General features: G+C 33.6%; 10 protein-coding genes. 3 read left to right on the top strand and 7 right to left on the bottom strand.

What is annotated here, in order from left to right:
• Positions 1-289: 289 nt before the first annotated feature.
• From AC1Q5Z_RS13630 to AC1Q5Z_RS13660, 7 genes are all read right to left on the bottom strand, one after another.
• Positions 290-592 carry a hypothetical protein gene (locus tag AC1Q5Z_RS13630; RefSeq protein ID WP_492445333.1) on the bottom strand — a complete coding sequence of 101 codons (303 nt, stop codon included), beginning with the start codon at positions 590-592 and terminating at the stop codon, positions 290-292.
• A 146-nt stretch (positions 593-738) separates the two neighbouring features.
• The gene (locus AC1Q5Z_RS13635; protein ID WP_492445335.1) at positions 739-2,418 is read right to left on the bottom strand and encodes a SprT-like domain-containing protein; all 1,680 of its coding nucleotides are present in this window, start codon (positions 2,416-2,418) and stop codon (positions 739-741) included.
• Positions 2,419-2,424: 6 nt separating this feature from the next.
• Entirely contained in the window at positions 2,425-3,894 is a 1,470-nt protein-coding gene (locus AC1Q5Z_RS13640; RefSeq protein ID WP_492445337.1) for a T9SS type A sorting domain-containing protein, read from the bottom strand.
• Positions 3,895-3,931: 37 nt separating this feature from the next.
• A complete protein-coding gene (locus AC1Q5Z_RS13645) occupies positions 3,932-5,098 on the bottom strand; it encodes a hypothetical protein (protein ID WP_492445339.1) in 1,167 nt (388 codons plus the stop codon).
• Positions 5,099-5,887: 789 nt separating this feature from the next.
• Positions 5,888-6,163 (bottom strand): hypothetical protein, encoded by a 276-nt coding sequence (locus tag AC1Q5Z_RS13650; protein ID WP_492445341.1) that lies wholly within the window; start codon positions 6,161-6,163, stop codon positions 5,888-5,890.
• Between the two features lie 621 nt (positions 6,164-6,784).
• On the bottom strand, positions 6,785-7,591 hold the full coding sequence (locus AC1Q5Z_RS13655) for a hypothetical protein (RefSeq protein WP_492445343.1): 807 nt from the start codon (positions 7,589-7,591) through the stop codon (positions 6,785-6,787).
• Positions 7,592-7,606: 15 nt separating this feature from the next.
• Positions 7,607-7,819 carry a hypothetical protein gene (locus AC1Q5Z_RS13660; protein WP_492445345.1) on the bottom strand — a complete coding sequence of 71 codons (213 nt, stop codon included), beginning with the start codon at positions 7,817-7,819 and terminating at the stop codon, positions 7,607-7,609.
• A gap of 967 nt (positions 7,820-8,786) precedes the next feature.
• Between AC1Q5Z_RS13660 and AC1Q5Z_RS13665 the strand changes: the two genes are divergently transcribed.
• The 3 genes from AC1Q5Z_RS13665 to AC1Q5Z_RS13675 all read left to right on the top strand — a co-directional run bounded on the left by AC1Q5Z_RS13665 (position 8,787) and on the right by AC1Q5Z_RS13675 (position 14,669).
• Positions 8,787-9,626: a HamA C-terminal domain-containing protein gene (locus AC1Q5Z_RS13665; RefSeq protein WP_492445347.1), complete on the top strand. Its 840-nt coding sequence runs from the start codon at positions 8,787-8,789 to the stop codon at positions 9,624-9,626.
• Positions 9,623-11,812, top strand: a complete 2,190-nt coding sequence (locus AC1Q5Z_RS13670; protein ID WP_492445349.1) for a DEAD/DEAH box helicase — start codon at positions 9,623-9,625, stop codon at positions 11,810-11,812. The genes AC1Q5Z_RS13665 and AC1Q5Z_RS13670 overlap by 4 nt, the downstream gene beginning before the upstream one ends.
• 169 nt (positions 11,813-11,981) lie before the next feature.
• The gene (locus tag AC1Q5Z_RS13675; RefSeq protein WP_492445351.1) at positions 11,982-14,669 is read left to right on the top strand and encodes a PD-(D/E)XK nuclease domain-containing protein; all 2,688 of its coding nucleotides are present in this window, start codon (positions 11,982-11,984) and stop codon (positions 14,667-14,669) included.
• Positions 14,670-14,694: the final 25 nt, after the last annotated feature.

The following is a 14,694-nucleotide window of genomic DNA, read 5'->3' on the forward strand; positions in this document are numbered from 1 at the left end:
ACAAATAAAAAAATATATTCATTTGAATAAAATGGCAACAGTATTTTTAACAAGGCAGCTATTCTTCAATGCGACAAAAACTAAAATCTAAAAGGTCAGGGTTTACAGAAAATGTTTCCTAATCATCTAAAATATGCCATATAAGTTTTAGCACAAATTAAATAAAAGAATTAAAATTTAAGTAATGGCAAAATAAATATGAAATAAAAAAACATCAGCAAGCTATTCGCTTGCTGATGTTTAAAAATTGAATTTGTTTTTTTTTTGCACATCCAAAATTTAAGCTATTCTATTCTTCAATATTAGGGACATTACCCATTACTTTTATTTTTTTCAGTTTAATTTTCCGATTATTGAAATCTTCCTCATCTATTATGTAAACCTCTTTAAAATTATTAAGAAGTTCATTAATTTTTTCCATATTTAACAAATTAAGGAATCTATACGTCGCAATAAGGTCTTTATTTTTTTTTAAAAACGATTTTTTTTCATATTTCACTCCAGGGCTAAAGGAATAGTGGTGGGCAAATTGTAAAGAACCATGAGGGGTGCAATTCAATAAAAAAAAATAATTATCATATTCTTGGTTCACATTATTAGTATTCTCCTTATAGTGTAATTGAGTATTCGATTTTTTAAAATAGACATATACAGTATCCGAATTCTTTATTTTATCGAAATTCTGGCAATATGAGGTTGCGCTGTATAATGAAAACAATATTAAAATTAGCCTGGTCATTAATTGTTATTTAAATAGTTCTTAAGATAATTATTATACTGTATAAAGCTAGCTGTTTTTGATGAGTTTACAGTTGTTTGTATATTTCCCTGCGTATCAAAGGTCGCAATTTCATTTTTAAAAAAATTGCAATTTTGCAATCCATTCAAAGAAAGATTAATATACGCGTCTGTCCAATTGAATGGAGTTCCGCTTGCACCCTCAGGTATATGCATGCTTAATGTTAGCATGCCACTATTTTGTGCCGGTGTGACCAAAAGATCTTTCACCTCCGACAAAATTGTTTGCATGGTAGGAAGCATGAAATTGTAAATAAAATCATGCTGATCTTGTGTGCCAGGCCTAAAGCCGTTATAATAGGTGTTAATAACCATTTGAACATCCATATTATTTATGCTGGGAATATCCATGCCGATTGTTGGATCAGCTAATTTTATATTTAAGTAGGCATGTATGCATTCATGGATTATGGTTTTAGCAATTAGCATGGCATTACCGGTCTGCATTAGCGCACGGGAAATAATTATTTTATTATCCATTGGATTATTTGGTAAAATTATGGTTTCACCTGCTGCATTGTTTTTAGTATTTCCTATTTCAAATTTAACTCTTGGCTTGGAACTGTCATTAAACATATCAATAAACAATTCTTTGAATTTGGGTGATTTCATTAATTCACCATAAACATTCATGAAACGGGTTTGATAAAGAAAATCCGGATCATTCGGCCCCTTCGGTATAACGTTAGTTATATCGACATTACAGGGCGATTTTGCAGAAACCTCCGGATGTATTTGCAGCGTATTTGACCTCATGTATTCTGCAAGTATTGACTCGGCATTAGCTTTTTGACTGTCTGGCAAGCCATTTGCAACTTTTGAAACAACATTCTGCATGAATTGCTTCCTGCCATTAGCAACATCCGGTATAACTATATCGATATAATGCCTAATTACTTTGTAAGCTTCATCCAAAGTTAATGTTTGTTTATCATATAGCTTAATAGCTACCATAAAAGGAGTTCCCGAAGAAGATGAATTTGGAGTGGTCTCGGGAGGGCTGGCCCTTGGTATTAAGGGGTACGTTACCACCGGTGCGGTGACGGTCCCTGAATTGATGTTCTGGGCTGAATTACTATTTATTCCGGCCGCCTGACTGGCTGCCTGACTGGCTAATTGCGCTGCGCTTTGCGCCGCCGCTGCCGCCGCATCCGCTTTAGTTTGAGCATTAGTGGCATTATTTACTGCCGTTTGAATTGCGGCGACTTGGGCAGCAGTAGCCTGCCCCTGAGCAGCTTGAATAGCAGCATTGGCAGCTTGAGCGGCCAATACCTGGTTTTTAAGTTCTTGGGCGTATGCTAGTGCAGCTTGTGCCTGTAATTGAGCCGCCTGCGCTTGAGCCAGCGCTTGACTGGCGGCATTCTGGGCTTGGGCTTGGTTTAAAGCATTTGCCGCGGTTTGCGCTAATGAAGCAGTATTTGAAGCATTTAAAGCCTGCTGGCCTGCCAATTGAGCCGTATTTAATGAATTGACCGATTTAGTTTCTGCTTGTGCGGTTTGAGTAGAAAAGTAGCTGCAATTAGGACATGTTTGTGTATTCTCAATATCGCCTTGAGAATAACCTATTAAAGTTGTGAAAAGAATGATTAAGCAAATGTATATTCTTCTAATTTTTAGCATGTCCTTTTAGTTTTTAAAAATAATTCTAGAATGTATTTCATTATCTACCTTAATGCGTACTATATAAATGCCAGCCTGAAGTTTGGCTCCATTTAATATATATTGATGCTTGCCAAGGTTTTGCAAGTCTTCATGTTCTAAAGTGATTTTATTTACATTTCCGTTATAATTATAAACTTCAACAGAAACTTTTGCTTCTTTTTCAAGTTCATACTCTATAAAAAAATCGCTTTGAAACGGATTTGGATATAAAACAATAAAATGCTCTTTATTGTTATTTACGGATGCAAGCTGTTCATCAGTCAATTCTTCGTCCAAACCGCCAAATGGCTTCAATATAAGATACATGGGAGGACCTGATTCTTTCCACTTTTTTGAAAAAGTCTGAAGATTGCCTATTAAATATCTGGTATCGCCTATGGCTTTGAACTTCATTTCTGAAGACAGTAACTGCCACTCTATATTATTTGAATTAGGGTCATCACTGAATGACCAATCAAAATTCATCTCATCATTCTTAAATAATAGAGTGTTGTGTTCATAAATCCCAGTATTTTCGATTTTGGCCTTGCTAATTTCTAATTTGTATGAAACCTCATTGCTTTCTATTTTAAATTCGCTTGAAATAGGTATTATTCTAGTAATTTTTTTTCCGGACCAATCAAACTCTATTAATTTGCCTTTCCACTTGCCATTTAGAAATTTTCCATCAACAGTCTTTTCTTGCTCAAATGTTCTGCTTGATTCTGCTACAGTTTGGCTGATTGTCTCTTTAGAGATTACGGTATTAAATTTAGTTTCCTTTTCTTTTAATGCCTTTTCTATAGAATAATCTACTTCTTCTTTTATATTTTCCGCAATATGCTTCAAATACATATCGCTATTTATTGTCTTGCTTTTTGTAAAATAAAGAATGGCTTTGTCTTCATTTTTTTCGACCCCATAGCCAAAATAGTAACATATTCCTAAGAAATTATAAGCCATAGGCCATGATGATAATTCAAACCATTCAATAGCTTTTTTATAATTCTGAGGAACTCCAAAACCTTTAAAATGCATATATCCTAACATATATGCTGCACGCTCATTTCCATGATCGGCAGCAACGCTAAACCAATAAATAGCTTTATCAAAATTTTGGGAGCATCCTGTTCCACGTTTATAAAAATTCCCCAAATTATATTCAGCAGGAGGAAAAGCTTTTTTTGCGGAATTACTGATTAGTTTAAAAGCTTTTTCTTCGTTTCTTTCAACTCCTAGTCCCTGACTATATAATACACCTAAAAGATTTAAGCAATTTGCATCGTCTTGATCAGCACCTGATTGTGCAAGGGATATCGATTTGGGGCAATTATTAGTTTCCCCAATATCATATAAATGAGTTTCTACATAATCGCAAATATTTACTTCATTTTCTTGGGAAAATCCTACGAAATAATTTATACAGCAAATAATAAAAATCACTCTTTTTTTCATAATTAAAAATTTAAAAATTTAAAAATTTAAAATAATTTTAAGGTCTTACCTCGCTAAATTTACGCAAGGTCTCTTTAATTCCTTTTTCATGCCTAAACTCGACAGCTCTTAGCTTTTGTTGCGATAAGTCCCAATTGTATTTATAATATTCTTCAGTTACAATTTTTTCTGTATTTTTCTCATAAATTAAATCTTTCATTATTTTGCTTTGGTCCTCCGTAAATTGATAAGCATTCTTAATAATTTCAAACTCTTTCGCTGCTTCACGGTTAATCCTATTTTGCATCTGTGACACAAAAACAGTTTTGAATTCTTCTATTTTTAATATATTGCTTAATTGTTCGCGGAAGTCGAGGTAAATAGCATATTCATCATCGCCAGGGTCATGAAAATTGAAGGCATTAGCCGCATCATTCTCTCTCCATGTTTTGAGTCGCTTATCATTGCGTTCCTGCAGGATCTGTAAAGCGAGTATGATCTGATTTATTCTTTCGGCATCTACTTTAGCTTCAGCAAGTTTTTTAATCAGAGTATCTGTTTTAGTGTTTTTAGAATAAAAGAATCCAAAACTTTTTAGCAGTTCACGCTCTTTGTCTGATGATTTTATTTTTTCTTCTGTATAATTGTTCCATGATACATTATCATCATAATTGTAATATTCTTTGATAATGATTTCATTTGTAGTAGTCTCTAATAATAGTTTTTTTAGCTTTGTCTCCTGATCTTGCAGGAACTTGTATCTCTTTTTTAAAATATTAAATTTATCATCGGCAATTATTTTTATTCGAGAATTAAATTGGGGCAGGAATAATTGTTTGAATTGTTCAATTGAGATTATTTCCGATAAAGATTTTACAAATTTTTGATTACTGTATTTAGCGGTTGTTTCTTCATCATGAAAAACAAAGGGATATTTGGCATTCAACTCTTTTTGCAGTTTTGCATCTTCAGCAATAAGCTGGTCATTTTTTACAAGTAAATCTTTGATTTGCAAAATTTGACTTTTTGACAAACCGGCTTCTTTCATTGTAATTTCAAAATTATCAATGAGAGCAGACGTTTTGTTCGACTGGCTGTAAATAAATTTAATTTGGAGTAAAAATAATACAAGAAGCAAAAAAGGTAATTTTTTAATCATATGCAATTTATGGTGTCTATATGTTTTATTTGTAAAAATTTTCATCAAAATTACAACTAAAAGCATATTTTTGTAGTATTATTTTATCAAATCAATGTAGTATTTCGTCGTTTTTGAAAAGCGAATAAAATGTGACAAAAAAGACTTGGATGTGCTAACTTAGCGTGGAGTTTTAGTTAAGGACAAATTCTTTTTTTCATCATCTTTCCTTCCGTTGTTTTCAAAATCTAGAAATAATCCCCATTCAGCGAAGAGTTCCTTGCCAAAAGCTGCAGATGTCTGTAGCTTTACGTATTTTTTTGTTCTGTTAAATTCAAAAAACTTTTTTTTTCGGATTTTTTGTTCTTAATTACAAAAAAACTTCCGATTTCTCTAGAAATAAATCAGATTTTGGCATCAGTGGAACATCAGAGTAATAAGTACAGTAAGTAGTTTATTAGGAAAAGCAATCTGTCTAGTTTTGAATAATTTGCATGTTTTCTAATTTTGAATAGTTGGTAATACAGATTCGAACCTAAAGCCGTAAAGCCTTGCTTTTACTGGATTTTTGATTTTTCAAAATATCTTGTGCCACGATTCTGCCACAAAATTTGTTATGACTGTCTATTCGCAAATTTTAAAGTAAGTCCACTATAATATTTATAGTAACCTTAATTTTTTGTGAAAGAAAAGATTTCAATTTATGTTTTTAAAAATATGGACATGGCCGCTAAGAATAATTTTAAAAGTAGCAATTTTAGGCATTTCATTTTATGAAATTGGCGATAAGGAATATGTTTGTGGTTATTTATAGCCTTAAAGACGCATCGAAGCCGAAGCTTCGATGCGTCTTAAATTCTGCTTAACGGACTGATTTTAGCTGTAAGTCTCATAAAGATCGCTTACGCAGGTTCCGCACACAGACCTTCCCGTGTCAGCTGCAAACTGTCTGGCATCATCTTCATTGAGGCATGTTTTGACTTTAGTAATGTCATCTGCTCTCCGGTCTTCAATTTTCTGGCAGATACACTTAAAAAGTGCACTGCATCCGCCGTCAGGGTTAAATTTTCCTTTGAAGATGTGGATCTCATCAGTCTCTTTGTATTTGAAGAATGAGTAAGCAATTTCATTTTCTTCCTTTTTTGCTGCCATAAAATATTAATTAGGTTAAAAATCAAATTCAAAAATAGTTTCTATTAAAATAGCCATTGTACGGATTTCCGTAGTTTTAAATGAAATTATAGAAAAGTACGATGAAATCAATCCTAGACAATTCTGGTCACTGAAATAAGAGAGGTTCTGCGCAGCTCTCTTCTCATTTTGAATATGAGCGGCATCAGGATTAAAAAAGCAATTGTCCCGTGGGATGCCGATATGCTGGCTATAGAAATCGAAACCAGTAGAGATGCCAGTAGCAGGGATCCAAAAAGAAGCTTATTTATCATAAAAAGATTGATTTTTCGAAAAGTTTCCGAATTAAAGAATGAATGAGCCATATTAGTGATTTTTAAGATTACTGCCGTACATCTATTTTTAGCAAATTAAATGGTAACACAGTTTCCGTATAGGTTCGGTGTGAGGATTTTTTTTCGCACGAATAATTAGTTATTCATAAGGCCATGCCGAATGGACTATTGCAAAAGTCGGGTTAAAAACGAAACAAACTACAGGTAGAAATACCTGATTTTAAGACTGCAGAAATGTGGAAATAAATGAAAACGGAAGTATTGAAGTAGAATAAATGATGTGAACGACTCAAGCCGGGGAAGAGGCCTATTTGAAAATCTTTCTGACAAAATGATCACCGATAGTCAGGAATGCATCTCTAATGTGATTCTCTTCTTTTGCAGGCTCTTTTTTTTCTTCGCTTTCCATGTCGTTAAAGCTGCTGAATACCTCGATATCAAATTTGGAGATGGTCAGGATCTCGCTTACGGGTATGATGATTCCAAGGTTAGCGATTTCACTGGTTCTTCCATCTTTTACAAGCTTTTCTATCAGTTTGGTGTACTGCGTAGTGATCTGGAGCTTTAGATCTTCTTTGCTCCTGTATCCGCTGAAATTGGGTATTATCGTTATATGGGTCTCGCCGATGGGCTCTGAGATTCTGTGGACGTAGCCGATATAGACCTTATTGCTTTTTGTTGTAAGCATGAGGAGTTTGTTCTCATCCTTTTTTTCGTTCAGGGAGAACCAGAAGAGCCTGTCGAGCTGGTTTCCCCATTTTTCGACGGTATAGGCAAAAGAAAAGATGCGACCGAAAAAAAGGTTTAAAATTTTTCCTAGCGGGTAAGAGATTGCGAAAAAGAATATGGAGTGCTTAAGGCCCGGAACCTCTATGCCGATCAGGCTGCTTACAAAGGCGCTTACGCTTGTTCTGAAATCGATCAGAAAGGCTGATTTCAGTACAAAAAAATCAATAATGTAACCAATCACGGCAATAAAAAATGCAGCGGCGAGTGAATTGAAAATCAGTCGTTGCTTTTCAATTCTCTGGTGATAGAAGCGCGTAAGATTAAAAGTAATTAGAAATAGGTACCCAGAGAGTAGCGGCAGGATAATAAGGTCTAGTCTGGGCATAGGCTTTGGGTGCTGCTATTTGACGTCAGCCAGATGTTTTTTTGAAGCCTTATTGTATTTGTCCACAGAATCGTTGAGCTTTTTAAGTAACTCGATCGATTCCTCCTTGTCATTGAAAATATCCTCGCTTTTCATATAAAAAGCCCCGCCAGAGGTCACTCTGATTCTCTGAAGATCGGAATTATGCACTTTTTCCTTCCAGTTCTGAATTGCTTTTATAAGTCCCATGTGAATATAATTTGTATGTAAAAATAGCAATTATTTTGATTGTAAGCAAATTTCAATACGGATCATTTTTTCTTGTTTTCAGTAGTTTACGTTTATGTCTTAAATTAAGGATGCCATAATAGGACAGGTCTTTCCACGATCTTGAGAGAGAGGGTATTTTAAGGCTTCCCAAATCAGTTCTGCGTTTGATTTATTCGGTGGGTATTTCGGCGGCAGCGCTTTATATGCGATGCTCGCCTCTGTCTGCAAAGGAGTGGCAGGAATCAAGAGTAGTAATGAGCAGATAGTTCAAAAAGGTGATGTCCAGCACCGTTCATAAGGGATGTTTAAAGTTATCTTTCAAAAGAGCTTCTGTAGATTTCAAAGCAGTATTCCTCAAAGTAGAGCTGGCACATAAAAACATGATGTGGCACACGGTAGCGGTTTTTTACAGATTTCTTTAATCAATTCTCCAATTCTTCACGGATGTTTTCCAAGAAAAGCTCCACGAAGAAAAAACGGGAAAAAGAAAGCAAGAAATTAGTGGATGGTTGGAGGACGCGGAGACTTATAAGTCCCGAAGTGCGGAAAACGCACATGGAACAAGTATGCACAGGCAACATGTGGCGAGCACTATCTTGGTCGCCTTTTAAACCGTTTAGAATTGAAAATAAAATTACATGTTTAAAGTCAATATTTGCATTCCAAATAATTACTTTAAAAGTCGAGGGGTCAGAAAAAAGCAATTAAAAATTAAACTACTGTTTATTGCTTATATTAACAAAAAAATCAGGTATATATACCTGATTCCAATAAAAATTAAAAAAGTATTTTTAATTTTTATGACTGTTTACGTAAAACCGTAAAAGAAATTTAAAACCATTTTTTAAGTTTGAAAATTATTGAAATAGACTTCGTTGGTCTTTAGAACTTTATCTTTTGTAAATGAAGAATGTGAATAGATTAATAATAATAAATTGATTATTGTATGATGCGCCCATTTGAGTCTGATTTAGTCCTGTCCGAAAAAATTTCAGATACTAATCTTCGCGTTTACCATGTTGGTTTCGAATCTAATAAATTCAGACTTACACCACTTGTTGAAGTAATCAGAAAAGTGATTCCGGAGTTTGCTTTTGGATATCATGAGGGTATGACTCTGTCTTATACAGAAGTGGTGGATAGAATTGTAGAAGCTGCTAATACAGTGTATCTGACTGATAAATACAAAAAGCGTGGAGAATTTGGCGAATTAATTTTGCATCTTCTTTTAAGGGACTGGTGCAATACAATACCTCTAGTTTCAAAAATTTATTTTAAGGATTCTCATAATGCAACCGTTCATGGTTTTGACGGAATTCATATTACCATTGAAGAAGACAAAAAAAAATTATGGCTGGGGGAGTCCAAGCTTTATATGGATGGCGAGAGCGGTGTTAAGGAATTGGCAAAGGATGTTTTAAATCATGTAAATGGTAATTATCTAAAAAAAGAGTTCGAGCTGATTCGTCGCAAAATACCACAGGAAATACCTGATGTTGAATATTGGATGAATTTAATGCACAAACATAAGAATCTTGATGAAGTATTTGATACTATCGTAATACCTTTAGTGTGTACTTACAGCAGTAAGATTTTTGCAGATCATTGCGATAATACAGATGATTATTTTGCTGCTTTGGAAAAGGAATGCAGAGAGCTATTTGAAATATTTAATGGCAAGGTTGAAACTGATGTTGAATTGCTGTTATTGCTGCTGCCTGTTCCGTGCAAAGATGAACTTAATACAGAACTTGATAGCCGACTTAAAAACATGCAAAAAATATGAGTTTTGATAACTATGATGATGCTATTAAATATATAGGATCCAAATCACAATTTACTTTTGAAGAAAGCTATGAGATATTAAGCTTCATAAATAGAACTTATTCTTCTAATGTTCATGATGGCAGGGATCTAATAATTCGTTTGTTGGAAAGAGGGAAATGCATCGATGATCAATGTATAGAATTGCTAAATGATATTATCCAAAGTTATGGGCTATATCCATATATTGATGAGAAAATTCTAACGGGCAGCTCATCATTGCGGTATGAATTACATAAATCGCCCTACCTGAAAGGAGTATTCCTGCATGAAGAACAATTTGAAATTTCCACAGCCTTACAAAGCGATAAAAGTGTAGTTCTAAGTGCACCTACGAGTTTTGGAAAAAGTCTTCTTATAGAAGAAATAGTTGCAAGCAGAAAGTACAAAAATCTGGTTGTTATCCAGCCTACTTTGGCATTACTTGATGAAACCAGAAAAAAACTTTCAAAATACAATGAGTTTTATAAGATAATAGTATCTACCACACAAGAACCCTCACAAGTTACTGGTAATTTGTTTTTATTTACGGGTGAGCGTGTTGTGGAGTATCATAAATTTCCAAAAATAGAGTTTTTTATAATTGACGAGTTTTATAAACTGAGTCTTAAAAGGGGAGATGATAGGGCAATAACGTTGAATACAGCTTTGCATAAATTACTCAAACACACTTCAAAATTCTATATGCTAGGTCCGATGATTAAGGAAATACCATTGGAGTTCAAAGAAAAATATGATTTAATATGGTACCCATCGGATTTTAGAACTGTTGCTGTTGACGAAATATCTCTGGAAATCAGGGAGAGTTTAAAATTGAGGGAGAAAGAGGAAAAGAAAAAGAACGATCTCTTTGAACTTTTAATCACAACTGAGGAACCAACCTTGATTTATTGTTCATCGCCGAAAAAAGCTACTGATCTTGCCATAGAGTTTGTGGATTTTATCAAGGTAAGAAAACCTGATTTAATATCAGTTAGTGAAAATTCGGATGTGATAGAATGGTTAATGCAAAATATAAACAACACTTGGTTTCTAATTGAAGGATTACAGAGATTCACAGCAATCCACCACGGAGCCGTGCCTAGACATCTGGGAAGTACAATCGTAGATCTATTCAATAAACGACATATAAAATACCTGTTTTGCACATCAACTTTGATTGAAGGTGTTAATACCTCAGCAAAAAATGTAATTTTATTTGACAAAAAGAAAGGCACAAAAGATATCGATTTCTTTGATTATAAAAATATAGCCGGAAGAAGTGGCAGAATGAATAATTATTTTATAGGCAATGTTTATCGATTTGAAGCACGGCCAAACCAACTGGAACTAAATGTAGACATCCCTATATTTTCTCAGGATGATGCTCCACTTGAAATATTAATCAATCTTGATAATTCCGAGCTGAAAGCAACTTCAAAAGAAAGATTAAAGGAATTTGATGAGTTTGATGATGAGTTTAAAGATATCTTAAGAAAGAACTCGTCTCTTCCAATTGACGGTCAGATCAATATCTTGCGAGAAATAGAAGCAAATTTATCTGTTTATCATGATCTTTTGAATTGGGACACTTTCCCAACATATAAAAATCTACAAGCTATTACCAAGTTCTGCTGGGACAATCTGAAAAAGAAAGGGGATAATAAAGCAGGGATATTAAGTGCAGATCAACTGGCCGCACTAACCTTAAAATATGGTTTTAAAAAATCCGTCAAGGGCGTAATAGACGAATTGTTTGAAGAGCAATATTGGAAAGAAAGAATTGAAGATGAAAGAGAGAGGATAAATTATTTGTCCTATTTTGTGCTTAATATTACCAGGCACTGGTTTGACTACAAGCTGCCTAAATGGATTACTGTTGTTAACGATATTCAAAAGTACGTTTTCGAAAAGCATGGATTAAGTTTTGGAAATTATTCCTTTTATGCAACTCAATTAGAAAATGGCTTTCTGCCAAATAATCTAGCCGCTTTGCTCGAATATGACATTCCTCACTCAGCGATAGTTAAAATCAATAAAACTTTGAGAGCGAGGAATATTGAGCCAGAAGATTTAATCGCAAGTTTCAGCCGTCATGGCGCTGAAGAGAGATTGAAGCAAATTGGACTGATTCAATATGAAATTAATAAGATTAAGTCTGTAAACTAGTGAACAAAATTTCTCGAATATAAACAGTTATTGTACTTTTTTGAAACAAGTGTAATAAAAAGATAAAATATTATAATAGGAATATTTTTATATTAGCAATTTATCTATTGAATTTTTTAAAGCCTAAGCTCTTTAAAGCTTAAGCGCCATTTATAAAATCAAAAATATTATGGGAGGTAATGCAGGAATACGAGGTTATCTGATACAGACAATTATTTGTGTCTTAGATACACTCGAAAGTGATAATCATTGGACGTCAGTTACGCTTGAACCGTTAGATGAGTCAGAAAAAGTGGATATTAGATGGAAATATTCCGACGGCACTGTAAAATTGTGCCAGGTAAAATCCTCTGAGAACATCATTCGGCATTCGGCCGCCAAAATATGGTGTGAAGAGCTTGAAACCGAATCTCCAAATGCCTCTAATTATGAACTGATAGTTATTGGAAGTGTAGATCAGAAACTCTTAAAAGCAACAGAAATCGGCAAAGTAAAAATAGGAGAAATTAAACCTTTGAATACACAGGTTCTTATAGATCAGGCATCAACAAAAATAGATAGATATTATGAGGGAAAAAACAAACCTAAAGTTTCGTCGCAGGTTAGAGAACTTATAGTAAAAGCCTTAACCTTAGAATTTGGCACCAGTTCTATTATTGGAGAAGAAATATCTAGAGCTGACTTTGATAAAAAGCTTTTAGCTTGGATTGTTGCTGTTGAAAATCAGTTAGATTCTAACCCTTTTGCTTCTTTGGCACCACCTATTGAAAACCAGAATACTCCCATTAACCATAGAATAGTTAAAAAAATATTAGAGCTCATCGGCTGGCATCAGTTTGGAGAAAATTATAAAGTAGAACAGTTTAATGAGAAAACGGAGGAAGATGATGTATATACTGTTAATTTCTTTGGTGACTTTGAAAGCAAATTAAAAGAAGAATCAGGTGATTTCTTGATGATTTCCTCTCTTCACTCAGTTAAATACCCGGATTCTTCAAAGACAGAAATAACAAAATATCTTCATGATATAGATATTATATATTCAGATTTAGAAGAAAAAAATAAAATTCCTCATAGACGTTATGAATCCACCGATGTTTACAGCTTCTTATTTTGGCTGTCAACTGACAACGATGAAGTTTCGAGGGATTTTATCCATTTTAGTAAAGAAAACTATAAAAGAAACTTGCTTAATGAAAATATAACTTACTTTTTAATTGATAATAACAAAGCAAATTTTTTGATCAGCAGCATAACGACAGCGAAAAATTATAGGCCAGACGTTCCTGTTAAATTTGCGTACCCAATCACTGAAGCCAATCAGAGCCCACAGTATATAGGAGAAAGAGGGCTAAAACTTCCACCTCAATTTATTAATTCTTCTGTAATTCCAATTACGAAGGAAAGTAAATCAAAAATAAGTTTTCTTCTTTTCTGTTCTGATCCGTATTCGCCAGAAGCATTAAAGAAACTTATTTGGCTAACTATAAGCCTTACCAGCGGTTATGGTAATGAATATCGACTTTATTTTCCAGATTATAATGAAGAGGAAGATAAGAACGATGCTCTTGAGATTATCCGTTCCTTTAATGAAGAACTTTTGGATGAGAAAGTCACAATATTAAAATATCACAGTATTGATTCAGAAGCATTAGATTCCTTATCAACTACTAAATCAATCACCAATAAGAATGAAGTTTACCAAGAAGACAACCAACCATCTCTAGTTAATTCTAAACACTTAAATGAAGCTTTTATTAATATTTTGCCATATGGGGACATTATAAAACCTTTTTTAAAAACAGATGCAATAACAGCTAACGACATTAAATTTTTCCTTGCCAAAAAAGGTATTTATACAAAAAATGCAGATATTAAAAAACTGATAGAATTGATGAGTTCTCTGCTCTTCAGTCCTAAAGAACTTGAAGATTTTAAATCATATATCGATGTTAAAGGGAAAACTGTAAACAGTTCTGATGCATTTTTTAATATTAAACAGGATGAAACATTAGAGTCTGTTTTTAAGAAAGTGAAAATCAATACTGATAATCTGACGGAAGGATTAAATGTAAAAATAATAAATCCCGATAGCCTTAAGTTTGAAGCCAGTCCTGCTAAAGATGAATATAAAATGACATTGATTACAGAAACCAAAGATCCTACAAGCAGTTTATTAGTTAATACCAAACCGGGCAAGGCAGAAATAGTAATCAAGAAAAAAGACAACCAGCTGGTTGTCGTAACTGAAAATACGATTAGCAAAGCAGACAAATATATTGTAAACCGCCTTGTCAAACTTGTTGAAGATGAATTTACAAGAATAGATTTTATTGAAGAGGAGAAAATTAAGGTTATGTTTAAAAATTTCAGTTCCAATACTGAGCGGGTGAATTTTCTGCTTAGCTTCAGCAATATTGCATCTTCGACAATGTTTCACGAAGCTGATATCCAGTCAATAAAATTCAAGTTTGATGAGAATACCGAAATACCAGAGCTTTACCGTGATAAAGTGGATAAAGATCTGGTTATAAATTTTGAGGGAAAAGGACTCCAGACTCTTACTGAGCTTAGTGAGCAGAATGCGAAAGGGTCTATATTTTTAGAAGAAATGAAAGTCCTCTACAAGTTCAGTTTTTTCAATATAAAAAATGGTATGTATAAGGTTACTTTTAATTTTTCAAATGCACTGAAAAATAAACCAGAATTTGACGGTGTTTTCAAATCTGCACCGTATCTGATCAAAACTGAATCAGTAAAGGCTTTATCAAGCATTGCAAACCTCGAAAAAGAACTAGGAAAAGAAATTGAAAATCTTAAACTTGAAAAACTAAAATTATTTAATATAATAAAATGATAGATTTCACCGGAGTTAAACTACA

The sequence above is a fragment of the Flavobacterium sp. GW823-FHT06G12 genome, from assembly GCF_058794775.1.

Coding starts and splice junctions, on each gene's coding strand:
- AC1Q5Z_RS13650 (WP_492445341.1), bottom strand. CDS start 6,163: ATGGCAGCAAAAAAGGAAGAAAATGAAATTGCTTACTCATTCTTCAAA.
- AC1Q5Z_RS13665 (WP_492445347.1), top strand. CDS start 8,787: ATGATGCGCCCATTTGAGTCTGATTTAGTCCTGTCCGAAAAAATTTCA.
- AC1Q5Z_RS13675 (WP_492445351.1), top strand. CDS start 11,982: ATGGGAGGTAATGCAGGAATACGAGGTTATCTGATACAGACAATTATT.
- AC1Q5Z_RS13670 (WP_492445349.1), top strand. CDS start 9,623: ATGAGTTTTGATAACTATGATGATGCTATTAAATATATAGGATCCAAA.
- AC1Q5Z_RS13660 (WP_492445345.1), bottom strand. CDS start 7,819: ATGGGACTTATAAAAGCAATTCAGAACTGGAAGGAAAAAGTGCATAAT.
- AC1Q5Z_RS13645 (WP_492445339.1), bottom strand. CDS start 5,098: ATGCTTTTAGTTGTAATTTTGATGAAAATTTTTACAAATAAAACATAT.
- AC1Q5Z_RS13640 (WP_492445337.1), bottom strand. CDS start 3,894: ATGAAAAAAAGAGTGATTTTTATTATTTGCTGTATAAATTATTTCGTA.
- AC1Q5Z_RS13635 (WP_492445335.1), bottom strand. CDS start 2,418: ATGCTAAAAATTAGAAGAATATACATTTGCTTAATCATTCTTTTCACA.
- AC1Q5Z_RS13655 (WP_492445343.1), bottom strand. CDS start 7,591: ATGCCCAGACTAGACCTTATTATCCTGCCGCTACTCTCTGGGTACCTA.